Raw genomic sequence first — 26,996 nt, forward strand, 5'->3', positions numbered from 1 at the left:
TGCTTATTCCTTATCCTCGGCGACAGCTTCTTCAGCGGCCGGGGCAGCACCCTTGAGCGCGGCCGGGAACGGCAGACCTTCCGGTGCAGCACGCTTCACGGCATCCTTGACAAGGACATAGGCACCCTTGTGACCCGGAACGGCACCATGCACCAGGATCAGGCCTTTGTCGGCGTCCGAAGACACGACTTTAAGGGACTGAACGGTTACACGTGCGGCACCGAGGTGACCAGCCATCTTCTTACCTTTGAAGACGCGGCCCGGGTCCTGGCACTGACCGGTGGAACCATGCGAACGGTGCGATACAGACACACCGTGCGACGCACGCAGACCACCGAAGTTGTGACGCTTCATCGCACCGGCAAAACCTTTACCGATGGACGTGCCGATTACGTCAACGTATTGGCCTTCGACGAAATGGGTTGCAGCAAGTTCTGCACCAACTTCGATCAGGCCATCTTCGCTCACGCGGAATTCAGCAAGTTTGGCTTTCGGCTCAACCTTGGCTTTGGCGAAGTGGCCACGCATCGGCTTGGATACGTTTTTCACTTTCGCTTTGCCATAACCAAGCTGAACAGCGACGTAGCCGTCGGTGTCGTTGGTACGGTTGGCGACAACCTGAAGATCTTCGACCTTCAGAACGGTTACAGGAAGGTGGGAACCGTCGTCGTTGAAGACGCGGGTCATACCGACCTTCTGGGTAATAAGTCCACTACGCATTGCGGCTTACTCCCGATTAAAGTTTGATCTCGACATCGACACCGGACGCAAGGTCGAGCTTCATAAGAGCATCGACGGTTTGCGGGGTCGGGTCGACAATGTCGAGAAGACGCTTGTGCGTACGGATTTCAAGCTGTTCGCGTGACTTTTTGTTCACGTGCGGAGACCGCAGAACAGTGTACTTTTCAATGCGGGTCGGCAGCGGAATCGGGCCGCGGACCTCTGCGCCAGTGCGCTTCGCCGTATTGACGATCTCACGCGTGGACTGATCCAGCACGCGATGGTCAAACGCCTTCAGGCGAATGCGAATGTTCTGACTATCCATGTAATTATGTACCGGAGCCCTCAAAAGGACACCGGCCCCTCAACTGGAGTTGACGATTGCCGCAAAAGTGTTGCGGGCGGCTTACATAGCCGCCCGCTCCACAAAGATCAAGAGAAAAAATTATTCGATGATCTTGGCAACAACGCCCGCGCCGACGGTACGACCGCCTTCACGGATTGCGAAACGCAGACCTTCGTCCATTGCGATCGGTGCAATGAGAGTTGCGGTCATCTGAACGTTGTCGCCCGGCATAACCATTTCGGTGCCAGCCGGCAGCTCGATCGAACCGGTTACGTCAGTCGTACGGAAGTAGAACTGCGGACGGTAGTTCGAGAAGAACGGCGTATGACGGCCACCTTCATCCTTGGTCAGGATGTAGGCTTCTGCTTCGAATTTGGTGTGCGGGGTGATCGAGCCAACGTGTGCCAGAACCTGGCCACGTTCGACGTCTTCACGTTTGGTACCACGCAGCAGCGCGCCAATGTTGTCGCCAGCTTCGCCCTGGTCGAGCAGCTTGCGGAACATTTCAACGCCGGTAACGGTGGTTTTAACGGTGTCTTTAATGCCGACGATTTCAATCTCTTCGCCAACTTTAACACGCCGTTTCACACGACCGGTCCAACCGTACCACGACCCGAGATCGAGAATACGTCTTCGATCGGCATCAGGAACGGCTTGTCTTTCGGACGCTCAGGAGCCGGGATGTAGTCGTCAACCGCTTTCATCAGTTCGAGGATAGCGTTTTTGCCGATTTCATCATCGCGACCTTCCAGAGCAGCAAGAGCAGAGCCCTTGACGATCGGAATATCGTCGCCCGGGAAGTCGTAGGACGACAGAAGTTCACGGATTTCCATTTCGACGAGCTCGAGAAGCTCTTCGTCGTCGACCTGGTCAACTTTGTTCATGAAGACAACGAGAGCGGAAACCTGAACACCAACCTGACGTGCGAGCAGGATGTGCTCACGGTCTGCGGCATCGGGCCATCAGCAGCCGAAACGACGAGGATACCGCCGTCCATCTGTGCCGCACCAGTGATCATGTTTTTAACATAGTCAGCGTGGCCCGGGCAGTCGACGTGTGCGTAGTGACGGTTCTCGGTCTCATACTCAACGTGCGCGGTCGAGATCGTGATACCACGAGCTTTCTCTTCCGGTGCTTTGTCGATCATGCTGTAGTCCTGGAACGAAGCGCCACCGGCTTCTGCCAGAACTTTGGTGATTGCTGCGGTCAGCGTGGTTTTACCGTGGTCAACGTGGCCGATAGTGCCAACGTTAACGTGCGGTTTTGTACGCTCAAACTTTTCTTTAGCCATTTCTAACTCCGTTTATTCTAGCTGGCCCTTAGCCGGCCGATTTGGCTTTGACTTCGTCCGCAACTGCCTGCGGGACGTCGGCATAATGATCGAACTGCATCACGAACTGGGCACGGCCCTGGGACATGGAGCGCAGCGTATTGACGTAACCGAACATGTTCGCCAGCGGTACGAACGCGTTAACAACGCGTGCAATACCACGGGAGTCCATGTCACGGACCTGGCCACGACGGCTGTTCAGGTCGCCAATGATATCGCCCATGTATTCTTCCGGGGTCACAACCTCGACCTTCATGATCGGCTCGAGCAGCTTCGGAGAAGCTTTTGCCAAACCTTCGCGGAATGCTGCGCGAGCAGCGATTTCGAAGGCCATGACGCTCGAGTCAACGTCGTGGTATGCACCGTCCGTCAACTTGATAGAGAAGTCGGTTACAGGGAAGCCTGCGATCACACCGCTCTGCAGCGAGCTTTCGAGACCTTTCTGTACGCCCGGGATGTATTCCTTCGGAACGTTACCGCCAACAACGGTATCGGAGAAGGAGAAGCCCGAACCCGGTTCACCCGGGGTGAAGGTCAACTTGATACGTGCGAACTGACCCGAACCACCCGACTGTTTTTTGTGGGTGTAGTCGATATCGACTTCTTTCGAGATCGTCTCACGGTAAGCAACCTGCGGCGCGCCGACGTTTGCTTCGACTTTGAATTCACGCTTCATACGATCGACAAGAATGTCGAGGTGAAGTTCGCCCATACCCGAAATGATGGTCTGGCCGGATTCGTGGTCGGATTTAACGCGGAACGACGGATCTTCCTGTGCAAGACGTGCAAGGGCGAGACCCATTTTTTCCTGGTCGGCTTTCGATTTCGGCTCAACAGCGATTTCGATAACCGGATCCGGGAATTCCATACGCTCGAGAATGATCGGCTTGGCCGGGTCACAAAGGGTATCACCAGTGGTGGTGTCCTTCATGCCAACCAGAGCAACGATGTCGCCCGAGCATGCGTATTTGATTTCTTCGCGGTTGTTTGAATGCATAAGAAGCATACGGCCGATACGTTCTTTTTTCTCTTTAACAGAGTTGAGAACATACGAACCGGCATCCAGAACACCGGAATAGATACGAATGAAGGTCAAGGAACCGACGAACGGGTCGGACATGATCTTAAACGCAAGAGCCGAGAACGGTGCTTCGTCGGTCAGCGGACGGGTATCCGGCTCGTCTTCGGTGTTCGGCTTAACGCCACGAACATCGTCGATGTCATCCGGAGCCGGCATGTAGTCGACAACAGCATCAAGAAGCGGCTGAACGCCTTTGTTCTTGAACGCGGTACCCAGAAGGACCGGAACAAGGTTACCAGCGATCGTACCTTTGCGGATGCACTTCTTGATAACTTCCTCGGTCGGCATTTCGCCTTCGAGGTAAGCTTCCATTGCTGCTTCGTCGCACTCGACAGCCTGTTCGATCAGGGCTTCGCGGTATTCCGCAGCCTGGTCAGCAAGCGAGTCACGGATGTCGCGATATTCGAATTCTGCACCAAGGCTTTCGTCTTTCCAGACGATTTCCTTGTTGCGAACGAGATCGACAACACCTTCGAATTCGCCTTCGGAACCAATCGGCAGCTGCATAACAGCAACATTGGCACCGAGACGTTCTTTCATCATCTCAACGCAACGGAAGAAGTCCGCACCGGTACGGTCCATTTTGTTGACAAAGCACATACGCGGTACGTGGTATTTGTCAGCCTGGCGCCAAACGGTTTCGGTCTGCGGTTCAACACCGGAAACGGCATCGAATACCGCGCAAGCACCATCGAGCACGCGGAGCGAACGTTCAACTTCAATCGTGAAGTCAACGTGGCCCGGGGTGTCAATGATGTTAACACGGTGATCGTTCCAGAAGCAGGTAGTTGCAGCAGACGTAATCGTGATGCCGCGTTCCTGTTCCTGTTCCATCCAGTCCATGGTCGCGGCGCCGTCGTGGACTTCGCCGATCTTGTAGGACTTGCCGGTGTAGAAAAGAATTCGCTCGGTTGTCGTGGTTTTACCAGCATCGATGTGTGCCATGATGCCAATATTGCGATACCGAGAGATCGGAGTACGTTGTACCATAATCGACTCTTGATCCTGAGGTCTGGGTTACCAGCGATAATGAGCGAAAGCCTTGTTGGCTTCGGCCATACGGTGGGTATCTTCGCGTTTCTTGACGGCCGAGCCACGGTTATTGGCTGCGTCCATCAGTTCGCCTGCAAGACGACCAACCATGGTGGTCTCGGAACGTTTGCGCGCAGCGTCAACCAGCCAACGAATGGCCAGAGCCTGACGACGCTCGGAACGAACTTCAACCGGAACCTGGTAGGTAGCACCACCAACACGGCGCGAACGAACTTCGACGTTCGGCTTCACGTTATCCATGGCTTCGTGGAACTGGGCAACAGGGTCTGCACCCTTGCCTTCCATAACTTCCAGGGCACCATAAACGATCTTTTCAGCTGCGGATTTTTTACCATCCAGCATCAGACCGTTCATGAACTTGGTCAGAACCTTATCGCCATATTTGGCGTCAGGCAGAACTTCGCGCTTTTCAGCAGCGTGACGACGTGACATCTGAGCTGCTCCTTATTTCGGACGCTTCGCGCCGTATTTCGAACGACGCTGTTTACGGTCTTTGACACCCTGCGTATCGAGGGTACCGCGAATGATGTGGTAACGGACACCCGGCAAATCTTTTACACGGCCGCCGCGGATCATTACGACGGAGTGTTCTTGCAGGTTGTGGCCTTCACCCGGGATGTAAGAGGTAACTTCGTAGCCGTTGGTCAAACGAACACGAGCAACCTTACGAAGTGCCGAGTTCGGCTTCTTCGGAGTAGTGGTATAGACACGGGTGCAAACGCCGCGTTTCTGCGGGCATGCTTCCAGTGCCGGAACCATATCGCGCTGGGTGCGCGGAGTCCGCTTTTTGCGGATCAACTGGTTAATAGTGGGCATTAACTTTCCCTTTTACTTTAACGGACGCCACTAGGGCGTTGCTCTTATCGACGCACGACGAGCGACCACGCGTCTTTGTACAAGTACAAAAACACGCGCGGACGCCCATAAAAGCAGGAGTTCCTGCCTCGACGGCCGTCAGAGTCGCACTCAAGCGATGGGGGGCGAAAACCGCCCGCTACCGCACAAAACGGCACCGGCACAGTTGCACCCCCCTAGATTCGGTGGGCGCATACTAGTGACGGGCCCCTTTTGCGTCAAGCAAAACCCTCTGGGCCTTCGAGTTGGCGCTTCAAACGCCGAAACGAGCCGGTGCGTCGATAAGATTCCGGCTCGTTTCTGATTCTTTTTAACTGTCTGACGCGACGAACTTATTCGCCTGCCGGCAGTGAAGCAGTATCGGATTGCGGACCAAAGTTGTCGCCGATTTCCTCTTCTGCTTCGATCTGTACATTTTTGTCGCGTTCGGCAGCCAGTGCACGGAAGCGGTTCATCACCGCACCGGTACCAGCCGGGATCAGACGACCCACGATGACGTTCTCTTTCAGACCGATAAGAGTATCGGTTTTGCCCGAGACAGCAGCCTCGGTAAGAACGCGCGTGGTTTCCTGGAACGACGCGGCCGAAATGAAGGAGTGCGTCTGAAGCGAGGCTTTGGTGATCCCCTGGAGGACCGGTGCGCCTTCGGCCAGTTCGCCGCCTTCTTTAAGAGCACGTTCGTTTTCGGCATCAAAATCAACGCGGTCAATGATTTCGCCAACCAGAAGCGTGGTGTCACCCGGTTTGGTGATTTCCACTTTCTGCAGCATCTGACGAACGATGACTTCGATGTGCTTGTCGTTAATCTTCACGCCCTGCAGACGGTAGACTTCCTGGATCTCGTTGACCAAGTAGTCTGCCAGTGCCGGGACGCCCATAACACGCAGAATGTCGTGCGGAACCGGTGAACCATCGAGAAGCTGATCACCCTGCTCGACGAAGTCGCCTTCCTGAACGGCAAGGTGCTTGCCTTTCGGGATCAGGTATTCGACCGGTTCGGTCAGACCCGAGTCTTCGAGCGGATGAACCACGACGCGACGCTTGTTCTTGTAGTCCTTGCCAAATTCTACGCGACCCGGGATATCCGAGATAATCGCGTGTTCTTTCGGTTTACGGGCTTCGAACAGCTCGGCAACGCGCGGCAGACCACCGGTAATGTCACGGGTTTTCGAACCTTCACGCGGGATACGCGCAAGCACGTCACCAGCGGCGACCTTCTGACCGTTCTCGACCGAGAGAATAGCATCAACCGAGAGGAAGTAACGGGCTTCGAGACCGTTATCCAGGTTGATGACCTCGCCGTTTTCGTTACGCAGGGTAACGCGCGGCTTAAGGTCGGATGCCTTCGGCATGCTCTTCCAGTCGATAACCGTCTTCGAGGCGATACCGGTCGCTTCGTCATAGACTTCGCGAATGGTTACGTTCTCGAGAAGGTCAACATAGTTCACGTAACCTTCTTTCTCGGTGATGATCGGCAGGGTGTACGGATCCCATTCAGCCAGTTTCTGGCCACGGGTAACCTGCGCGCCTTCATCGGTCAGAAGTTTCGCACCATACGGAACACGATATTTCGCACGTTCACGACCGGTCTTGTCGATCAACAGGATCTCGAGGTTACGCGCCATGACGATGTTCACGCCCGACGAGTTCTCAACAACCGCGCGGTTTTTCAGTTTCACGGTGGCATCGAAGTTTGCTTCGACACCGGAAACTTCCGCACCACGCTGCGCGGCACCACCAATGTGGAACGTACGCATGGTCAGCTGGGTACCCGGCTCACCGATCGACTGTGCGGCGATAACACCGACAGCTTCACCGATGTTGACCGTGGTACCGCGGGCCAGGTCACGACCATAGCAATGGCCGCAAACACCGGTTTCGGCGTCACAGGTCAGAACCGAACGGATACGCGCCATTTCGACGCCAGCCTTTTCGATCAGATCAAGGTGATCTTCTTCGACCATTTCGTTCTTCGGTACGATGATTTCACCGGTCGACGGATTGACAATCTCGTCAGCGGTGAAACGACCGAGGATACGATCGGAAAGGGTTTCGATAACCTCACCGGAGTCGACGACGGCTGCGATGTCGAGACCACGATCGGTACCGCAATCATGCTGAGTGATGATGCAGTCCTGGGCCACGTCAACGAGACGACGGGTCAGATAACCCGAGTTCGCCGTTTTCAGTGCGGTATCAGCCAGACCTTTACGAGCACCGTGAGTGGAGTTGAAGTACTCCTGCACGGTCAGGCCTTCTTTAAAGTTCGAAATAATCGGCGTCTCGATGATCGAGCCATCCGGTTTCGCCATCAGGCCACGCATAGCAGCCAGCTGACGCATCTGGGCGGCAGAACCACGAGCACCGGAGTGCGCCATCATGTAAACCGAGTTCACATTGTCACCTTCAGCCGTTGCCGAGATGACTTTCATCATCGCTTCGGAAACGTCGTCGGTGCACTGTGCCCAGGCGTCAACAACCTTGTTGTATTTCTCACCACGGGTGATGAGACCATCCTGGTACTGCTGCTCGTATTCCTTGACCTTTTCATGGGTCTCGCCAACCAGCTTTTCCTTGGCGTCCGGAATGATCATGTCATCCTTACCAAACGAAATACCGGCTTTACATGCCCAGTTGAAACCAAGGCCCATCATGCGGTCAGCAAAGATAACGGTCTCTTTCTGGCCACAGTGACGATAGACGACGTCGATAACGTTCGAGACGTCTTTCTTGGTCAGCAGCTTGTTGATGGTCGAGAACGGAATGCGCGGATGACGCGGCAGAAGTTCCGACAGCAACATGCGGCCCGGGGTGGTGGCAACACGAACAGTGATCGGTTCATTGTTTTCATCAACCGTGTGGTAACGGGCATTGACCTTGGAATGCAGGTTTACAACACCTTCATCCAGTGCCTGCTCGATCTCGGCGATGTTGACAAACGACATGCCCTCGCCCGGCTGACCATCACGCTCCATGGAGATGTAGTACAGACCAAGGACGATGTCCTGCGACGGCACGATGATCGGTTTACCCGATGCCGGCGACAGGATGTTGTTGGTCGACATCATCAGGGTACGTGCTTCAAGCTGGGCTTCAAGCGACAGCGGTACGTGAACAGCCATCTGGTCACCGTCGAAGTCCGCGTTAAACGCAGTACAAACGAGCGGGTGCAGCTGGATGGCCTTACCTTCGATCAGGGTAGGCTCGAACGCCTGAATACCAAGACGGTGCAGCGTCGGTGCGCGGTTAAGCATGACCGGGTGTTCACGGATAACCTGTTCAAGGATATCCCAAACTTCGGCACGCTCTTTTTCCACCATGCGCTTTGCAGCCTTGATGGTGGTCGCCATCCCGTACAGTTCCAGCTTCGCGTAAACGAACGGCTTGAACAGTTCGAGCGCCATTTTCTTCGGCAGACCGCACTGGTGCAGTTTCAGGTTCGGACCCACGGTAATAACCGAACGACCGGAATAGTCGACGCGTTTACCCAGAAGGTTCTGGCGGAAACGACCCTGCTTACCTTTAAGCATGTCCGACATCGATTTGAGCGGACGCTTGTTGGCACCGGTGATCGGACGACCGCGACGGCCGTTATCAAACAGCGCGTCAACCGATTCCTGAAGCATACGTTTTTCGTTACGCACGATGATATCAGGCGCACGAAGCTCGATCAGGCGCTTCAGACGGTTGTTACGGTTGATCACACGACGGTAAAGGTCGTTGAGATCCGAGGTCGCGAAACGGCCGCCATCCAGCGGAACCAGCGGGCGCAGTTCCGGCGGGATAACCGGGATCACTTCAAGGATCATCCATTCCGGGCGTGCGCCAGATTCCTGGAACGCCTCAATCAGCTTGAGACGCTTGACCAGCTTCTTGCGCTTGGCTTCGGAATTGGTTTCCTTGAGGTCGATTTTCGCGGTTTCGCGTTCTTCATCAAGGTCGATCGCCGCAAGCATATCGCGGATGGCCTCTGCACCGATGCCGGCGCGGAAGCTGTCTTCGCCATATTCTTCCTGGGCGGTCATATACTGGTCTTCGGACAGGAGCTCACCCATTTTAAGCGGGGTAAGGCCCGGTTCGATAACCACATAGTTTTCGAAGTACAGAATGCGCTCAAGATCCTTGAGCGTCATGTCCAGCAGCAGACCCAGACGGCTCGGCAGCGACTTCATGAACCAGATGTGGGCAACAGGTGCCGCCAGTTCGATATGGCCCATACGTTCACGACGTACTTTGGCCAGAGTCACTTCGACGCCGCATTTCTCACAGATAATGCCGCGATACTTCATACGCTTGTACTTGCCGCACAAGCATTCGTAGTCCTTCACCGGACCAAAAATGCGCGCACAGAACAGGCCGTCGCGCTCCGGTTTGAAGGTCCGGTAGTTGATGGTTTCCGGTTTCTTGATCTCGCCGAACGACCAGGAGCGGATACGCTCCGGGCTGGCAATCTGAATCCGGATCTGATCGAAGCTCTGGGTGCCCTGCGGCTGCCCGAAGATCTTCATCAACTCGTTCATAAAGGCTCTCCCGCTATGCCCGGTCTCGCCGGGTTTCGCCAATTTCAGGCCGAAAGATGCGATTTGGCGACCGGGATGCCCGGATGGGCACCCCTGTCAGCCAAACACTTAGAAATCGTTCTGCTCAAGCTCGACATTGAGGCCAAGCGAACGGAGTTCTTTAACGAGAACGTTAAAGGATTCCGGAATGCCGGCTTCGAAGGTGTCTTCGCCGCGAACAATGGCTTCGTAGACCTTGGTACGGCCCGAAACGTCATCCGACTTGACCGTAAGCATTTCCTGGAGGGTGTATGCAGCACCGTAAGCTTCGAGTGCCCACACTTCCATCTCCCCGAAACGCTGGCCACCGAACTGCGCCTTACCACCCAGCGGCTGCTGGGTAACAAGAGAGTACGGACCAATCGAACGTGCGTGGATCTTGTCGTCGACCAAGTGGTGCAGTTTGAGCATGTAGATATAGCCCACTGTCACCTTGCGATGGAATTTCTCACCGGTACGACCGTCATAGAGGTCGACCTGGCCAGAACCATCAAGGCCTGCTTTTTCAAGCATACGAACAACATCCGGCTCACGGGCACCGTCGAAGACCGGGGTGGCCATCGGGACGCCGCGACGCAGGTTGTTACCAAGTTCAATGACTTCGCCATCAGAAAGCTCTTTGATGCCGGCGATGTATTCTTCGCCTTCATAGACATCATTAAGCTTGCTGCGCAGGTCATCCATCTCGCCACGACCATCTGCAACAGCATCGACGAGTTCGCCGATCTGTTCACCCAGACCACGAGATGCCCAACCAAGGTGGGTTTCAAGGATCTGGCCGACGTTCATACGCGACGGAACACCCAGCGGGTTCAAAACGATATCGACCGGCGTACCGTCTTCGAGGTGCGGCATGTCTTCAACCGGCATAATGCGCGATACGACACCCTTGTTCCCGTGACGGCCGGCCATTTTATCACCCGGCTGCATTTTACGTTTAACTGCGACGAAGACTTTGACCATCTTCATCACGCCCGGCGGCAGTTCGTCACCGGCCTGCAGTTTGTCGACCTTGTCATCGAAGCGGGCCTGAAGAACAGCAATCGATTCCTCGAACTGTTTTTTCAGAGCTTCGATGTCAGACATGACATTGTCATCTGCAACAGCGATCTGGCGCCAAAGACCACGGGCAACACCCGACAGGCTTTCTTCGGTCAACTCGCCGGTCAGGCCCTTCGGACCATCGACCAGTTTCTGACCAACCAGAAGGTTCTGCAAACGACCATAGAAGTTACGCTCGAGGATCGCGCGTTCGTCGTCGCGGTCCTGAGCGAGACGTTCGATTTCTGCGCGTTCGATCGCCAGAGCACGTTCGTCCTTGTCAACGCCACGACGTGAGAACACGCGGACTTCAACAATGGTACCGAACTGTCCCGGCGGGACACGAAGCGAGGTATCGCGAACGTCAGATGCTTTTTCACCGAAGATGGCGCGCAGAAGTTTTTCTTCCGGCGTCATCGGGCTTTCGCCCTTCGGCGTTACCTTACCGACGAGGATATCGCCCGGTTTGATTTCCGCACCGATGTAGACAATGCCCGCCTCGTCGAGGTTTTTGAGCGCTTCTTCACCGACGTTCGGAATATCACGGGTGATTTCTTCCTGACCGAGCTTGGTATCGCGGGCCATGACTTCGAATTCCTCGATGTGGATCGAGGTATAGACGTCATCGCGGGCAATACGTTCGGACAGAAGGATGGAGTCCTCGAAGTTGTAACCGTTCCACGGCATGAACGCGACGAGCACGTTACGGCCGAGAGCCAGTTCACCCATATCGGTACACGGACCATCCGAAATGATGTCACCCTTCTGGACAACATCGCCAACTTTCACCAGCGGACGCTGGTTGATGCAGCTGCCCTGGTTGGAACGCTGATATTTCAGCAGGGTGTAAATATCGACACCCGATTCCGAAGCAGCAATGTCACCAGTTGCGCGAATGACCATACGGGTCGCGTCAACGGATTCAACAACACCATCACGGCGTGCGATCAGGGTTGCACCCGAATCACGTGCCACCGGAACTTCCATACCGGTCCCGACATACGGAGCCTCGGAGCGGATCAACGGAACCGCCTGACGCTGCATGTTCGAGCCCATCAGTGCGCGGTTCGCGTCATCGTTCTCGAGGAACGGAATGAGCGCGGATGCGACCGATACCAGCTGCTTCGGCGAGACGTCCATCAGGTCGATCTCTTCGGAGCGGGCCATGTAGTGGTCACCGGCCTTACGGGTGTTGATCAGTTCGTTGGTGAAGCTGAAGTCAGCGTTAAGCGGTTCGTTTGCCTGCGCGATGACATAACGGCCTTCTTCGATCGCCGAGAGGTAAATAACCTCTGCGGTGACGTTGCCGTCGACAACCTTACGATACGGGCTTTCGATGAAGCCGTACTGGTTGACGCGGGCAAAGGTCGCCAGCGAGTTGATCAGACCAATGTTCGGACCTTCCGGCGTTTCAACCGGGCAGATACGACCATAGTGGGTCGGATGAACGTCACGCACTTCAAAGCCTGCACGCTCACGGGTCAAACCACCCGGGCCAAGCGCCGAAAGACGACGTTTGTGGGTAATTTCCGAAAGCGGGTTGGTCTGGTCCATGAACTGCGACAGCTGCGAGGAGCCGAAGAATTCACGTACAGCAGCCGCAACCGGCTTGGCATTGATCAGGTCATGCGGCATGACGTTGTCGATCTCGACCGAGCTCATACGCTCGCGGATCGCACGTTCCATACGCAGCAGACCAACGCGGAACTGGTTTTCCATCAGCTCGCCAACCGAACGCAGACGACGGTTACCGAGGTGGTCAATATCGTCAATCTCGCCACGACCGTCTTTCAGGTCGATCAGAACACGGACGACTTCCAGAATGTCTTCGCGACGCAGGATACGAACGGTGTCTGCACATTCGAGGTTCAGACGCGCATTCATTTTCACGCGGCCAACCGCGGAAAGGTCATAACGCTCTGAATCGAAGAACAGGCCCTTGAACATGGCTTCCGCACCCTCGAGGGTCGGCGGTTCGCCCGGGCGCATCACGCGATAGATGTCCACAAGGGCTTCTTCGCGGTTGCTGTTCTTGTCCAGCGCCATGGTGTTGCGCAGATACGGACCAACCTGGTTGTGGTCGATCATCAGCAGACGAACGGAATCAACACCCCATTCTTTCAGCTGCTCGAACACTTCCTCGGTCAGTTCGTGGCCGGCTTCTGCCAGGATCTCGCCGGTTTCACCATCGATGAGGTCATCAGCCATGAACCAGCCGTTAAGCTGCTCTTCGGGCACGAGGATCTCGGTGACACCCTGTTCGGCGATTTTACCAGCAGAACGCTTGGTGATCTTGGAACCAGCCGCAGCAACAACTTCGCCGCTTTTGGCATCGATCAGATCGAAGACAAGCTTCTGGCCAATGTAACGCTCGACGCTGAAATCGGTAACCCAACCATCCTTGGTGCGGCGGTATTCAGCCGACTCATAGTAATAGTTGAGGATTTCTTCCGGGGTCAGACCTTCGATTTCCGACGGATCGACAGAACGGCCTTCTTCGGCACGCTGTGCACGCAGCTGTTCGGACTCTTCGTTTTCAAGAGCCATAAGCAGCGTGGTCGCCGGCAGTTTGCGGCGACGGTCGATACGGACGTAAAGAATGTCTTTGGCATCGAATTCGAAATCGAGCCAGGAACCACGATACGGAATGACACGTGCGGCAAACAGATATTTGCCCGAGCTGTGGCTCTTGCCCTTGTCATGGTCGAAGAAGACGCCCGGCGAACGGTGCATCTGGGAAACAATCACACGCTCGGTGCCGTTCACGATAAAGGTACCGTGTTCGGTCATGAGCGGCATGTCGCCCATGTAAACGTCTTGTTCCTTGATATCGCGGATCGAACGGGCACCCGTGTCCTCGTCGATATCCCAGACAACCAGACGCAGGGTAACGCGCAGCGGTGCGGCAAAGGTCATACCACGCTGGCGGCACTCTTCGGTATCGTATTTGGGCTGCTCAAGCTCATAGGAAACAAATTCAAGAGTTGCGCGTTCCGAAAAATCTTTAATCGGAAAGACGCTCTTGAATACTTCCTGAAGACCTGCATCGTCTCGCTGCTCCTGCGAGATTCCGGTCTGCAAAAACTTATCGTAGGAATTCTTTTGAACCTCGATGAGATTCGGGAGCGGAGCGACTTCGCTGATCCGTCCAAAGCTTTTGCGGATGCGCTTTCGACCAGTAAAGGACTTATCCATCATCGTTCCTTTAATCGCGCCTCCCCACACCGTCCGAACTCGTTCGTCCCTGCTCTGTCACGTTTGCGAGTCGCGCAAAACGCATACAGCACAACGACGCCCGAGCCCCGTACGGGGCGGGCGTTCACTTGATTATGACTGTGGATGTTATTTGACATCCAACTTGATTGAGATCACTGATCCCTCGGCTGTCGACGCCGTCAAAGATAACCTCTGACCTAAACGGCCTTACGTTATGTACGATTACCTTTGGCAGCGTCAACCGTTAAATTCCTGTTCGCGCCTCTGCACGGGCTCGGCACGATTGCCGTAGTGCACAGAGACGGAAGGGCCGGCGCCCGAAGGACGCCGACCCAGACCTTGGCAAGAAGCCGTCGATTATTTGAGTTCGACGGTTGCGCCGGCTTCTTCCAGCTTCTTCTTGATTTCTTCGGCTTCGTCCTTAGCAACGCCTTCTTTGACGGCTTTCGGAGCGCCTTCAACCAGGTCTTTGGCTTCTTTGAGGCCAAGACCGGTGATGCCGCGTACTTCTTTAATGACGTTGATTTTCTTGTCGCCAGCAGAAGCGAGGATAACGTCGAATTCGGTTTTTTCTTCAGCAGCAGCACCACCGGCAGCAGCGCCACCAGCAGCAGCAACAGCTACCGGAGCAGCGGCGGAAACGCCCCACTCTTCTTCGAGCATTTTGGAAAGTTCTGCAGCTTCAAGAACGGTGAGCTTGGAAAGCTCGTCAACGAGTGCCTTAAGATCGGCCATTTTACTATACTCCTAGGCTTGAACTTAGATATCTGAGATATCTGATTACTTTGGTTTACGCGGCTTCGCCTTTGTCGGCATATGCCTTCAGCACCTGGGCGATCTGGCCCGCCGGCTTGGAGGTCAGCGTAGCGATACGCTGTGCCGGGGTCTGGATCATACCAACCAGTTTCGCACGAAGTTCGTCCAGCGACGGCAGTTCTGCCAGAGCTTTGATGCCCTGTTCATCGAGAACCTGTTCGCCGATGGCACCAGCAACAAGAACCAGCTTGTCGTTGGATTTCGCGAACTCGGAGGCTACTTTTGCGACCGAAGCCGGATCAGCTGAATAGCCAATCGCGGTCGGACCGGTGAAGTAGTCTGCAAGACCAGCAAATTTGGTGCCTTCCAGAGCAAGTCGCGTAAGCCGGTTTTTGGTGACCTTGAAGCCCGCACCAGAATCACGCATCTGTGCACGAAGAGCGGTGATTTCAGCAACCGTCAGACCCTTATACTGGGTGATGACGACGCCTTCCGCACCTTCGAACACTTCGCGCATTTCTGCTACGAACTGTTGTTTTTCATCGCGGTTCACTTTTAGTCTCCGACATTGCTTATTGCCCTGAACCCCACAAGGAGGTTCACAGACGCGACCAGTCCTTTCGAACTGGTCTGTGACGCCCGTCCGTTTGCCAGATGTTCAAGCCTTGTGTGAATCCCCGATGGGGAAAACTAAGAACCGGAACCTCTGCCTATGCAGGGAATTAAGAGTGGCAAATCCCACTCACCTGCAGTCTGGGACAGACAGGTAGAGAGGGCACTGAGCCCTCTCCGGTCCTGACCGATCCGAAGACCGGTCAGAATTCGAAATTTCTTACTTCGACGCGATGTCAGCAATCGACAGTTTCACGCCAGCACCCATGGTGGAGCTGATCGCAGCGCGCTGCAGGTAAACACCTTTTGCGCCTGTCGGTTTTGCTTTAACGATCGCATCGACGAATGCTTTTGCATTCTCAAGGATCTGCTCTTCGCTGAACGATGCCTTGCCGATACCTGCATGAACGATACCGTTTTTCTCGGCGCGGAACTGGACCTGGCCAGCTTTTGCGTCGGAAACAGCGGTCGCAACATCCATGGTTACGGTGCCGAGTTTCGGGTTCGGCATCAGGCCGCGCGGGCCGAGTACCTTACCGAGACGGCCGACAACAGCCATCATGTCCGGGGTTGCAATAACGCGATCATAGTTCAGATCGCCTTTCTGCATCGCTTCCATCAGGTCTTCGGCGCCAACAGCGTCTGCACCAGCTTTCTGGGCTTCTTCTGCTTTGGCTTCTTTTGCGAAGACAGCAACGCGCATGGTTTTACCGGTACCATGCGGCAGGGAAACAACACCACGGACCATCTGGTCAGCGTGACGCGGATCAACACCAAGGTTCATGGCCATTTCGATGGTTTCATCGAATTTGGCTTTTGCACCTTCTTTGACGAGCTTTACAGCAGCTGCAAGTTCGTACTGGGTGTTACGGTCGATGCCCTCATAGGCCTGGGCAAGGCGTTTACCAGTCTTGGCCATCGTCTTACTCCACAACCTCGAGACCCATCGCACGGGCAGAGCCCTCGATCATTGCCATCGCGCCATCAACGTCAAACGCGTTGAGGTCAGCCATTTTGGCTTCTGCGATTTCTTTGACCTGTGCTTTGGTTACTTTACCAACATAACCTTTACCGGTGGTGCCGGAGCCCTTGGCAATGCCTGCTGCCTTTTTCAGGAAGTAGGATGCCGGCGGGGTTTTGGTTACGAAAGAGAAGGAACGGTCGGAATAAACGGTGATGACGACCGGAATCGGCATACCAGGTTCCATCTGCTGGGTCGCTGCGTTGAACGCCTTGCAGAATTCCATGATGTTCACGCCGCGCTGACCAAGAGCCGGGCCGACAGGCGGCGACGGGTTGGCTTTGCCGGCGGGAATCTGCAGCTTAAGATAGCCGTCGATTTTCTTCGCCATTAGGGTACCTCTTAAAGAAGCGCGCGGTACGGCCATGGCTGACCTCCCGCGCCTTGATTGCTGCCTGCGTATACAAGCAGCGACTTAAATTTTCAAGATCGTTTTTTTTAAAGCTTCTCGACCTGGGTGTATTCCAGCTCGACCGGAGTTGAACGACCGAAGATCGAAACAGACACCTTCAGGCGCGCACGTTCTTCATCAACCCCTTCGACAATCCCGTTAAACGATGCAAACGGACCGTCGGAAACACGTACTTCCTCGCCGATATCGAATGCGATGGTCGGCTTCGGACGATCAACACCTTCCTGCACCTGATGCAGAATGTGCTGAGCTTCCTTTTCGGAAATCGGCATCGGCTTGCCACGGCTGCCGAGGAAATCGGTAACCTTGGCGGTGTTTTTCACCAGATGCCAGCTTTCGTCAGTGAGATCCATCTTCAGCAGGACATAGCCCGGGAAAAACTTCCGCTCGGCATTGACCTTTGCGCCGCGACGCACCTCGACAGTTTCTTCGGTCGGCACCAGAACTTCTTCGATCTCGCCTTCCAGACCTTTCTTGATGGCCTGTTCGCGGATCGACTGGGCGACCTTTTTCTCAAAACCGGAGTGAACGTGCAAAACGTACCAGCGATGCGCCATAATCAACCCCCAACACCAAAGACCAGCTTAACACCCCATGCGAGGAGCTGATCGACAACAAAGAAGAAAACAGACGCAAGAGCAACCATCACAAAAACCATGATGGTCGAAACAGTCGTTTCCTTACGGGACGGCCACGAAACTTTTTTCGCTTCGGAGCGGACCTGCTGTACGAATTGTGCTGGCGACGTTTTAGCCATTGTCGGGGTTACACCGCTTTCTAATGCTTTATTTCACAACCCGGAAAAAGTGGCAGGAGAGGAGGGACTCGAACCCCCGACACTCGGTTTTGGAGACCGATGCTCTACCAACTGAGCTACACTCCTACAAGACATCAGAAAGTTGAAAAGCTTATCTTCTTCCTGACTAAATCCCGCCCGGGTGGCGGGGTGTGCGGGCGGGTTATAGCCGCCCGCACATCCAAGATCAAGCACTCAATCGTGCAAAATCTCAAAAATTATTCGATGATTTTCGCAACAACACCCGCACCGACGGTACGACCGCCTTCACGGATTGCGAAACGCAGACCTTCGTCCATTGCAATCGGTGCAATGAGAGTTGCGGTCATCTGAACGTTGTCGCCCGGCATAACCATTTCGGTGCCAGCCGGCAGCTCGATCGAACCGGTTACGTCAGTCGTACGGAAGTAGAACTGCGGACGGTAGTTCGAGAAGAACGGCGTGTGACGGCCACCTTCATCCTTGGTCAGGATGTAGGCTTCTGCTTCGAATTTGGTGTGCGGGGTGATCGAGCCAACGTGTGCCAGAACCTGGCCACGCTCGACGTCTTCACGTTTGGTACCACGCAGCAGCGCGCCAATGTTGTCGCCAGCTTCGCCCTGGTCGAGCAGCTTGCGGAACATTTCAACGCCGGTAACGGTGGTTTTAACGGTGTCTTTAATGCCGACGATTTCAATCTCTTCGCCAACTTTAACAACGCCGGTTTCAACACGACCGGTTACAACCGTACCACGACCCGAGATCGAGAACACGTCTTCGATCGGCATCAGGAACGGCTTGTCTTTCGGACGCTCAGGAGCCGGGATGTAGTCGTCAACCGCTTTCATCAGTTCGAGGATAGCGTTTTTGCCGATTTCATCATCGCGACCTTCCAGAGCAGCAAGAGCAGAGCCCTTGACGATCGGAATATCGTCGCCCGGGAAGTCATAGGACGACAGAAGTTCACGGATTTCCATTTCGACGAGCTCGAGAAGCTCTTCGTCGTCGACCTGGTCAACTTTGTTCATGAAGACGACGAGAGCCGGAACACCAACCTGACGTGCGAGCAGGATGTGCTCACGGGTCTGCGGCATCGGGCCATCAGCAGCCGAAACGACGAGGATACCGCCGTCCATCTGTGCCGCACCAGTGATCATGTTTTTAACATAGTCAGCGTGGCCCGGGCAGTCGACGTGTGCGTAGTGACGGTTCTCGGTCTCATACTCAACGTGCGCGGTCGAGATCGTGATACCACGAGCTTTCTCTTCCGGTGCTTTGTCGATCATGCTGTAGTCCTGGAACGAAGCGCCACCGGCTTCTGCCAGAACTTTGGTGATTGCTGCGGTCAGCGTGGTTTTACCGTGGTCAACGTGGCCGATAGTGCCAACGTTAACGTGCGGTTTTGTACGCTCAAACTTTTCCTTGGCCATTGCCCTCAGATCCTATTATCCGAACCAAAAAAACACGTAGTAACCCACCGCACGAGCCGACGGGTTGCATCATAAGAATATTGGAGCGGGTGAAGGGAATCGAACCCTCGTCGTAAGCTTGGAAGGCTTCTGCTCTACCATTGAGCTACACCCGCATATTTATGCTGCGAGCTCTCGCGAGGGCGAGAGAGTGGTGGAGGGGGCAGGATTCGAACCTGCGTAGACTAAGTCGGCGGATTTACAGTCCGCTGCATTTGACCGCTCTGCCACCCCTCCATCAGGGTCGTAACGCCATCCGGGTTTGACCCCGGCCTCGTTGCGGCGAGGGAGGGAATACGGCGAAGGCACCTACCCTGTCAACAGCAAAAAAAGCACGAAATCGTATTTCCTTTCCTATATGTTCGCCAAGTTTCGCCGATCAAACGAAGCAAACTGCATTCAGTCCCCTACGGCCCGGAGGTTTCCGCCATATGTCGCGTCGCAATAAATCCCGTTCAGGAAATCGTCATCAAGGTGACGGGGCACCCGATGCCCTCCCGCAAGGCGATGAAAACCGTGAAGGCAATTCGCGCCGCGGACGAAAACGCGGCCGTGACGGTGGCGGATCGGGCGGCAATTCGCGCCTGATTCTATTTGGGCGTCACCCGGTAATGATGGCAATTGCCAATCCGCAGCGCACGATTCACAAAATCTGGGCCACCGAAAACACCCGTGATGAAGTCATGGCAGCCCTTGCCGACGCCGAGCGCGATGACATCGCAGTAGATTCGGCCGGACGCACCGACCTTGATGAAATGCTGCCGCCCGGCACGGTGCATCAGGGCATGGCCATGCATTGCGCCCCCCTGCCCCAGCTTTCCGTCGAAGAACTGATTGCCGATCATCGCGATTCTGAACAATGCACGGTTCTGATCCTTGATCAGGTGACCGACCCGCATAACGTTGGTGCGATCCTGCGCAGTGCGGCGGCATTTGGCGCATCTGCGGTTATCGTGCCCGACCGTCATGCGCCGCCTGAGACCGGTGTGCTTGCAAAATCGGCCAGCGGTGCGCTCGAAACCGTTCCCTATATCCATGCCGGCAACTTAAACCAGACGCTCGATAAGCTTAAGGGCGCGCATTTCTGGCTGGCAGGTATGGATGGCTATGCCGAACAGACATTGGCCGAAGCCAAACTGCATGGTCGTGTGGGTATTGTGATGGGATCAGAGGGTGAAGGGCTGCGTCGTTTGACGCGTGAAAGCTGTGACTTCCTGGTCAAGCTTCCGATGTCGGATCGCATCGAAAGCCTCAATGTTTCAAACGCAGCCGCCGTCGCGCTTTACGAGCTGTATCGCAAGTAGGCAACAGCGCGCCAACACGGGCGTTTGAAGGGTTTTCACGGGATGTAAATTTCCGTGCTTCAAACTCTTGCAATCATCAGCGGCCCGGATTATGTTCGCGCCGCTCACGCCGGCATAGCTATAATTGGTAGAGCAGCTGATTTGTAATCAGAAGGTTGGGAGTTCGAGTCTCTCTGCCGGCACCATTAAAGAAAACCCCGCAAGCCATCGGCTGCGGGGTTTTCTTTTGGCGTTACATCGAAATGCTATTTGGGCATGCCTTCAAGGCGCACGATTTCATCAAGCCCGTCCTCCCAGCTCGCCTTGCTGGCCAGCATGATATGGGCGTTCGGCTTTATCACGATGGGGGTTTCAAGGCTGCCTGCGGGCACCACCAACAACTTGCCATCCATCTGCGTGTAGGGAACGGCCGCGCCGCATGTTTTGCAAAACGCCTTTTGATGGCGCGTTTCGGGAACGGTGTAGGACTGGATGTGGTCCTGGCCGTCAATCCAAGACAGCGTTGCCTTGGTTGAGAACAGATTGGCCGCATGAGCCGAGCCAGTGTCCTTTTGGCAATATTTGCAGTGACACAGGAAGAACGCATCAAAGTCACCCGTGACTTCGTAGCGCACAGCCCCACACAGACAGCCGCCGTGATGTTTATCAGCCATGACCATTCCCCTGCCCTAGCCGTCGCGTCTGGATGATGCGTAGCGTTCCGAAACGTCGTAGTAGTCATCAAAGCCAATGCGTTGGCGCAGGTCAGCCCAGCTCATCAGTTTATCATCCCGCGGCTGGCCGACCTTCATGGTTTGGAGGCATTCGACCATCGCCTTCATGGCAGCCGCCATCAGCGAAAGTGGATAGGCCGCGATCTGATAGCCGATCTGTTTGAGTTCTTCGGGCGACAGATCCGGTGTTTCGCCGCCTTCGACGATATTGGCCATCTTGGGACCGGGAAGTTCGGCACAAAGGGTGCGCATTTCATCGACCGATTTGGGGGCCTCGACAAACAGGATGTCGGCACCGAGTTCCTTGAACTTCGCGGCACGGTCAATCGCCTCGGAAAGGCCATGTTGATGACGGGCATCGGTGCGGGCCAGGATCAGGATGTCTGCCCCGGCTTCGCGGGCATCGACGGCGGCCCTGATACGGTCAAACGCCTCGTCACGGCCGACGACTTCCTTGCCCTTGGTATGGCCACAACGTTTGGGCGCCAGTTGATCTTCGATCATGACGGCTGCACAGCCCGCCTTGGCAAAGCCCGCCACGGTCCGCCTGACATTCATCGCATTGCCATAGCCGGTATCGCCATCACCGATCACCGGGATCGATACCGCATCGGTGATATTACGGGCCTGATCAAGGACCTCGCCATAGGACATCAGGCCCAGATCAGGTTCGCCAATCCGTGCGGCAGAGGTCGCAAAGCCCGACATAAAGGTCAGACCAAATCCTTCCTGTTCGATCAGTTTGGCAGAAAGCGCATCAAAGCAGCAGGGCATCGTGATCAGATCACCGGTGGCAAGCAGTGCGCGCAGGGTATCGGCAGGTGATTTTACGTTACTCATCGGTCTTTACAGCTTGAAGGGAATATAAAGGGCGAGATCGTGCCACACATACAAAAGGGCGGCACAAGCAAACATCAGCAGCAGGAACGGTGCAACACCGCGGGCAACCTCGCCCAGTCTGGCCTTTGCCACCGACTGGATCACATAAAGGTTAAGCCCGACGGGCGGTGTAATCAGGGCACATTCGACCATGATCACCATATAAACACCAAACCAGATCGGATCGAATCCAAGGGCAAGGGCGGCCGGCAACAGCACTGGTGTCATGATCAGCACCATCGAAAGCGCTTCGAACACCAAGCCCATCACCAGCAGAACTGCCGTTACGATCAGGATGAAGCCAAGTTCGGTATCCACCCCTTGGGTGATCATCACCGAGATGTCCTGCGGGATGCGATAAAGCGTGATCGCCTTGCCAAAGACTTTGGCCCCGGCAATGATCAGAATGATCGCAACCGTGGTCGCCATGGAATCGAACACCGCCTTTTTCAGCGCATCCCAGGTCAGAACCCGCATGATCGGGCCGGTGATGATCAGGGCGGCGGCAAAGCCGATGGCCGCGGCCTCGGTCGGGGTGAAGGCCCCGGAATAGATGCCCGATATGATCAGCACGGCCAGAACAACCGATGGCAGGGCGCGGATGGTGGCACGTTTGCGTTCGGCCCAGTCTTTTTTCGGTTCAAGTTCCTGTCCGCCCATGCGGGCATAAATCATCGAGAAGATGATAAAGAACACCAGAAGTGCTATGCCTGGACCGATACCGGCCAGAAACAGTGAGATCACCGATTCTTCGGTGACAAATCCATAAATGATCATCGGGATTGATGGCGGGATCAGAATGCCAAGCGTGCCGCCCGCGGCCAGCAATCCATAAACAAACCGCTTGTTATAGCCACGGTTAATCATTTCCGGGATGGCAACCGTCCCGATGGTGGCCGCCGTCGCAACCGAGGACCCGGAAATGGCGGCAAACACACCACAAGACAGGATGGTCGCCACCGCAAGCCCGCCCGGCCAATGGCCGACCCAGGCACTGACAGCGGCAAACAGGTCATTGCCGACACCGGCACGCAGCAGGATGTTTGACATCAAAAGAAACAGCGGTACGGCCAGCAGGATAAAGCCATCAAGCGTAGACAGAACCGCCTGTGGTGCCATCAACGGCGAAAAGCCACCAAGGATCAGCATGGCAAGGCCAAGCCCGCCGAGTGCGAAGGCAACCGGAACACGCATCAAAAGCAATGCGAACATCGCAGCAAGGGTCAGGACGATGGTCATTCGTGCGCCCCTTTCGGAATATCCTTGCCGCGTGCAAGACCGATAATCTCGATCACCGCCTGAATGCCAAGCAGCGCAAAGCCGATGGCGACAGGCAGTTCAGCAACCCACGCCGGAAGATCAAGCATGGTGCCGCTGGTGCGGCCACGCTCGAAGCTTTCATAAAAGATTTCCCAGCCCTTGATCGTCACCATCACCGAAAAGGCCAGAATGCAGGCCATGGCGATGATTTCGACAAGGCGCTGGACCTTGGGGGCGAGAAGACGGGTGATGGCATCCACCGAAATATGGCGGCGTGCGGCCAGTGCCCAGGGCATCCCCAAAAGCGATCCCCAGATCAGACAGAGTTGGGAAAGCTCGGCCGCCCAGATGGTCGGGCGCACGAAGAAATACCGTGCCAGCACTTCGTAGGTCAGCATGCAGCCAGCAAGCACAAACAGGATGGCCGCGACCCACGCAAGAATAAGCGTCAATCGATCAAACATGATTTAAACAGTGCATGTTGAAAAACGGGGCGCCATCACCGCACAGTATGGGCATCGGCCCAAACATGCGCGGTGATGACAACAAATCAAAATACGCCCCGGTCGGCGTCCATGGGCGATCATGCAGCGCATGGCACATGGCACCCGACCGGTGACGTCAAATCCTTAGAACTTCTGGGCGGCCTCGAAGACCTGTTTGCCAAGATCACCGGTATTGGCCAGGAATGCCTCGTAAACCGGTTTGGCCGCTTCGCGCCATGCAGCCATTTCTTCGGCCGTCGGGGTGTAAATGGTCATGCCGTTGGCTTTGGCTTCGTCAAAGGCCTCTGCCTCGATCGTCGACATGCGGTCACGCACATCGTTCTCGGCATTGATGGCCGCAGTTGAAATGATGTCACGCTGCGCATCGGTCAGGCCGTTCCAGAAGTCGGTATTCACGACCACGATGAATTCGATATCGGCATCGTTGGTGGTGGTGACGGTGTCCATGACTTCCCAAAGCTGACGGGATTTCACACCCGACATGCCGGTCATGCCGACATCAACCGTGCCACGCTGATAGGCGATATACTGCTCGGAGCCTGAAATCAGGGTCGGTGCCCCACCGGCAGCGGAGATGAAATCACCCTGGGTTTTCGAGAACACGCGAACTTTCTGGCCTTTCAGACCATCCGGGCCTTTGATCGGGCCACCGTTCGACAGCATGATCGACCCGCCATAAGCCTGCCACCACAGAACCGTCGAACCGGTTTCAGCAATGGCTTCATCCAGCGGCGCACGTACCGGGGAATCCGGGGAAACGGCCTTGCGGACCTTTTCTTCGGTATCGAGCAGGAACGGCTGATAGAAGATATCAACCGCCGGGACATCACCGACATAACGGGTCAATGACGCGACACCCATTTCAATCGCACCTGATCCCACGGCGGCAGGAACTTCCTTGTCCTTATAGAGCTGGGCTGAATCGTAGATCTGGACTTCGATATCGCCGTTTGATTTTTCCTCGACCTCGTTCTTGAACATCAGAAGGTTCTGACCGAGGTGGCTTTTCATCGGCAATTGCAGGGAAATACGCAATGTCAGGTCTGCGGCCTGAACCGTGCCGGAAAATCCGACGGCTGCCATCAGTGCGGCAGCAAAGGCAAATTTTTTCATGATGGACGTCCTCCGAGAACTTTTATTCTGTTTCTTTATTCAGGACGGCAAGGATGCGCCCATTTTTCGGCGGTGTTCAACATGTTTTGACTACGGCGAAACCCTGACCGGGCGGCTCACAGTGCGGCGCACATAAGACCAGAACTCAGCGACGAGAACGCATACAGAAGACAATCTCAGCTTTGACAACGGCACTGCGGCATTGAAATAATTTGCGATGGAAATATCCATGCACCCGATCTGGCATGCCAGAATGATCGTTCTGAATACAAAACCGGGAATCGCAAGCCGTTTCAAAACACTATCTGATAATGCGCTTATACATCACAGTGGTGCCGCTGAGCTTTTCGGAGTCCGGATCACGGGCAAAGTCCGGGATGACACCGGTGGTCTCGAACCCGAGCGAGGTATAAAGAATCTCGGCACTGTCGCCGGTTCGGGTATCAAGGGTCAGCAAGGTTCGCCCAAGTTCACGTGCACGGTTTTCGGCCGCCTGCATCAACAGCCGGGCAATCCCGCGCCTGCGACAATCGGGGCGCACCATCAGTTTGCTGATATCGCCGCGATGGGCCTGATTGGGCATGGTGTCATAATCAAGCTGGACCGTACCAACCACGCGATCCTGATCAAGGGCAGCAAACAGGACCCGTTTTCCGCCCTTAAGTGCCGGGATGGTTTTATCGCGCCAAAAGGCTTCGGCCTCGTGCACCGGGAAGGGTTCGATAAAGCCGATGCTGGCCCCGTCGTGGACACAGGCGTGAAGCATGTCGGCGAACTGATCGAGGCGTTCTGCAACGCCATCAGCATCAAGGCTGACGATATCGAGATCGGGGGCGGTGTGAGTCGTTGATGGCATAACGGTTCTTTCGCTTAGTCGATGATAAACAGGTGATATTTCGCACCCTGATCACCGGGCGTTTGAAACACATTGCCCCCGCGCAACAGATAGCGCAGGCAATCACCCGCCTTCAGGTGATGGGTTTGACCATCGACGTCCATCAAAAGCGCGCCAGACAGCATCACCAGATGATGTTCAAGCCCGTCACGCGGTGATCCATCATATTCAATGCGCTGGTTCGGGCCGATTTCGACTTCAATCACCTCGCCCGATAATTGTTTGGATGTCGGGGAGACCAGCCGTCTTTGATAGCCAGTATCGGGATCAGTCCAGACTTCCTGATCGGCACGCGCGACAAGTGGCACAAAGTCGTCTTCAACCATCTGCATCAGGCGTGACAGGGTGACACCAAAAGCAACACACAGCTTTCCCAGCACAGTGGCGGTCGGGCTGACCTCGCCCTTTTCGATCCGCGACAAGCTGGCGCGACTGACCGCACTTTTTTGTGCAAGCTCATCAAGCGACCACCCGCGTTCGGCGCGCAAAGCGGCCAACCGTTGGGCCAGTCTTGTTTCAATCTCATCCATGGCAACACCCTTTAATCTCACATTTGGGATATTTTTCCATTTATGAGAAATCGTCAAGATGAAAAAACCGACCCCGCTTTCTTTGCAGGGCCGGTTCGTCATGAGTTCGAAGCATTACACCGGATCAGGCAATGCTTGCCGGGATGCGGGCGACAACCTTGATTTCGAAATCAAAACCGGAAAGCCAGGTAACCCCGACTGCTGTCCAGTTCGGGTAAGGCGCCTGATCAAAGATCGCGTCCTTCACTTCCATGATGTCTTCAAACTGGTTTTCCGGATCGGTGTGGAAGGTCGTCACGTCAATGATGTCATCAAAGCTGCATCCGGCGGCCGCAAGGATCGCCTTGAGGTTATCGAATGCGCGTTCGACCTGCGTTTTGAATTCAGGTTCCGGGGATCCGTCTTCGCGACTGCCCACCTGGCCAGACACAAATAACAGATCTCCGGATTTGATGGCCGGGGAATAACCGTGCGCGTCATAAAGCGCATGGCGGTTTGGCGGAAAGACGGCTTGGTTTGCGAGGGCCATGAAGACCTCCTTGTTCGGGTA

General features: G+C 55.3%; 23 protein-coding genes, 4 tRNA genes and 1 pseudogene. 2 read left to right on the top strand and 26 right to left on the bottom strand.

All coding sequences use genetic code 11. The features are described 5' to 3' along the window. Window positions 1-3: 3 nt before the first annotated feature. The 18 genes and pseudogenes from rplC to IT893_RS12375 all read right to left on the bottom strand — a co-directional run bounded on the left by rplC (window position 4) and on the right by IT893_RS12375 (window position 19,483). A complete protein-coding gene (gene rplC / locus IT893_RS12290; protein WP_008892174.1) occupies window positions 4-720 on the bottom strand; it encodes a 50S ribosomal protein L3 in 717 nt (238 codons plus the stop codon). Window positions 721-736: 16 nt separating this feature from the next. Further along, the gene (gene rpsJ, locus IT893_RS12295; RefSeq protein ID WP_008892173.1) at window positions 737-1,045 is read right to left on the bottom strand and encodes a 30S ribosomal protein S10; all 309 of its coding nucleotides are present in this window, start codon (window positions 1,043-1,045) and stop codon (window positions 737-739) included. A gap of 120 nt (window positions 1,046-1,165) precedes the next feature. After that, a pseudogene (gene tuf / locus IT893_RS12300) lies at window positions 1,166-2,357 on the bottom strand (elongation factor Tu). A 28-nt stretch (window positions 2,358-2,385) separates the two neighbouring features. Beyond that, on the bottom strand, window positions 2,386-4,467 hold the full coding sequence (gene fusA, locus IT893_RS12305; protein ID WP_008892340.1) for an elongation factor G: 2,082 nt from the start codon (window positions 4,465-4,467) through the stop codon (window positions 2,386-2,388). A 27-nt stretch (window positions 4,468-4,494) separates the two neighbouring features. Further along, a complete protein-coding gene (rpsG, locus tag IT893_RS12310; protein WP_007092426.1) occupies window positions 4,495-4,962 on the bottom strand; it encodes a 30S ribosomal protein S7 in 468 nt (155 codons plus the stop codon). A gap of 12 nt (window positions 4,963-4,974) precedes the next feature. Continuing rightward, a complete protein-coding gene (rpsL, locus tag IT893_RS12315; RefSeq protein ID WP_008892339.1) occupies window positions 4,975-5,346 on the bottom strand; it encodes a 30S ribosomal protein S12 in 372 nt (123 codons plus the stop codon). A gap of 371 nt (window positions 5,347-5,717) precedes the next feature. Beyond that, complete coding sequence (gene rpoC / locus IT893_RS12320; protein WP_008892338.1) at window positions 5,718-9,905, bottom strand: DNA-directed RNA polymerase subunit beta'; 4,188 nt, start codon at window positions 9,903-9,905, stop codon at window positions 5,718-5,720. A gap of 108 nt (window positions 9,906-10,013) precedes the next feature. Continuing rightward, a complete protein-coding gene (rpoB, locus tag IT893_RS12325) occupies window positions 10,014-14,180 on the bottom strand; it encodes a DNA-directed RNA polymerase subunit beta (protein WP_063087030.1) in 4,167 nt (1,388 codons plus the stop codon). A gap of 378 nt (window positions 14,181-14,558) precedes the next feature. Continuing rightward, on the bottom strand, window positions 14,559-14,936 hold the full coding sequence (gene rplL, locus IT893_RS12330) for a 50S ribosomal protein L7/L12 (protein WP_063087031.1): 378 nt from the start codon (window positions 14,934-14,936) through the stop codon (window positions 14,559-14,561). A gap of 55 nt (window positions 14,937-14,991) precedes the next feature. Beyond that, window positions 14,992-15,510, bottom strand: a complete 519-nt coding sequence (gene rplJ / locus IT893_RS12335) for a 50S ribosomal protein L10 (RefSeq protein ID WP_008892334.1) — start codon at window positions 15,508-15,510, stop codon at window positions 14,992-14,994. A gap of 279 nt (window positions 15,511-15,789) precedes the next feature. Next, a complete protein-coding gene (gene rplA, locus IT893_RS12340) occupies window positions 15,790-16,488 on the bottom strand; it encodes a 50S ribosomal protein L1 (RefSeq protein ID WP_063087032.1) in 699 nt (232 codons plus the stop codon). A gap of 4 nt (window positions 16,489-16,492) precedes the next feature. Next, window positions 16,493-16,921 (bottom strand): 50S ribosomal protein L11, encoded by a 429-nt coding sequence (gene rplK / locus IT893_RS12345; protein ID WP_008892332.1) that lies wholly within the window; start codon window positions 16,919-16,921, stop codon window positions 16,493-16,495. Window positions 16,922-17,028: 107 nt separating this feature from the next. Continuing rightward, on the bottom strand, window positions 17,029-17,559 hold the full coding sequence (gene nusG, locus IT893_RS12350) for a transcription termination/antitermination protein NusG (protein WP_008892331.1): 531 nt from the start codon (window positions 17,557-17,559) through the stop codon (window positions 17,029-17,031). Between the two features lie 2 nt (window positions 17,560-17,561). Next, window positions 17,562-17,759 carry a preprotein translocase subunit SecE gene (gene secE / locus IT893_RS12355; RefSeq protein WP_040824880.1) on the bottom strand — a complete coding sequence of 66 codons (198 nt, stop codon included), beginning with the start codon at window positions 17,757-17,759 and terminating at the stop codon, window positions 17,562-17,564. 50 nt (window positions 17,760-17,809) lie between these two features. Continuing rightward, window positions 17,810-17,885 (bottom strand) — tRNA-Trp (locus IT893_RS12360). 131 nt (window positions 17,886-18,016) lie between these two features. Continuing rightward, on the bottom strand, window positions 18,017-19,207 hold the full coding sequence (gene tuf / locus IT893_RS12365) for an elongation factor Tu (protein WP_120225142.1): 1,191 nt from the start codon (window positions 19,205-19,207) through the stop codon (window positions 18,017-18,019). A gap of 81 nt (window positions 19,208-19,288) precedes the next feature. Continuing rightward, window positions 19,289-19,362 (bottom strand) — tRNA-Gly (locus IT893_RS12370). A 36-nt stretch (window positions 19,363-19,398) separates the two neighbouring features. Next, a tRNA-Tyr gene (locus tag IT893_RS12375) sits at window positions 19,399-19,483 on the bottom strand. Window positions 19,484-19,677: 194 nt separating this feature from the next. Here IT893_RS12375 and rlmB point away from each other — a divergent pair. Continuing rightward, window positions 19,678-20,550, top strand: a complete 873-nt coding sequence (rlmB, locus tag IT893_RS12380; RefSeq protein WP_008892100.1) for a 23S rRNA (guanosine(2251)-2'-O)-methyltransferase RlmB — start codon at window positions 19,678-19,680, stop codon at window positions 20,548-20,550. 108 nt (window positions 20,551-20,658) lie between these two features. Beyond that, window positions 20,659-20,735: transfer RNA gene (locus IT893_RS12385), tRNA-Thr, on the top strand. Between the two features lie 60 nt (window positions 20,736-20,795). Here IT893_RS12385 and IT893_RS12390 read toward each other — a convergent pair. From IT893_RS12390 to IT893_RS12425, 8 genes are all read right to left on the bottom strand, one after another. Further along, entirely contained in the window at window positions 20,796-21,203 is a 408-nt protein-coding gene (locus IT893_RS12390) for a GFA family protein (protein ID WP_197145340.1), read from the bottom strand. Window positions 21,204-21,218: 15 nt separating this feature from the next. After that, a complete protein-coding gene (locus tag IT893_RS12395; protein ID WP_197145341.1) occupies window positions 21,219-22,103 on the bottom strand; it encodes an oxaloacetate decarboxylase in 885 nt (294 codons plus the stop codon). Window positions 22,104-22,109: 6 nt separating this feature from the next. Continuing rightward, a complete protein-coding gene (locus IT893_RS12400; RefSeq protein ID WP_008892103.1) occupies window positions 22,110-23,381 on the bottom strand; it encodes a TRAP transporter large permease in 1,272 nt (423 codons plus the stop codon). Beyond that, on the bottom strand, window positions 23,378-23,866 hold the full coding sequence (locus IT893_RS12405) for a TRAP transporter small permease (RefSeq protein WP_197145342.1): 489 nt from the start codon (window positions 23,864-23,866) through the stop codon (window positions 23,378-23,380). Before IT893_RS12405 ends, IT893_RS12400 begins: the two co-directional genes overlap by 4 nt. Window positions 23,867-24,031: 165 nt before the next feature. Then, window positions 24,032-25,021, bottom strand: coding sequence for a TRAP transporter substrate-binding protein DctP (gene dctP / locus IT893_RS12410; protein ID WP_197145343.1), 990 nt, complete (start codon window positions 25,019-25,021; stop codon window positions 24,032-24,034). 301 nt (window positions 25,022-25,322) lie between these two features. Then, a complete protein-coding gene (locus IT893_RS12415) occupies window positions 25,323-25,877 on the bottom strand; it encodes a GNAT family N-acetyltransferase (RefSeq protein ID WP_197145344.1) in 555 nt (184 codons plus the stop codon). Between the two features lie 14 nt (window positions 25,878-25,891). Beyond that, on the bottom strand, window positions 25,892-26,446 hold the full coding sequence (locus tag IT893_RS12420) for a helix-turn-helix domain-containing protein (protein WP_197145345.1): 555 nt from the start codon (window positions 26,444-26,446) through the stop codon (window positions 25,892-25,894). A gap of 124 nt (window positions 26,447-26,570) precedes the next feature. Then, a complete protein-coding gene (locus IT893_RS12425; RefSeq protein WP_063090179.1) occupies window positions 26,571-26,975 on the bottom strand; it encodes a RidA family protein in 405 nt (134 codons plus the stop codon). Between the last annotated feature and the right edge of the window lie 21 nt (window positions 26,976-26,996).

Origin of the sequence: Thalassospira sp. A40-3 (assembly GCF_015871485.1) — a bacterium.
Lineage (GTDB): Bacteria > Pseudomonadota > Alphaproteobacteria > Rhodospirillales > Thalassospiraceae > Thalassospira > Thalassospira tepidiphila.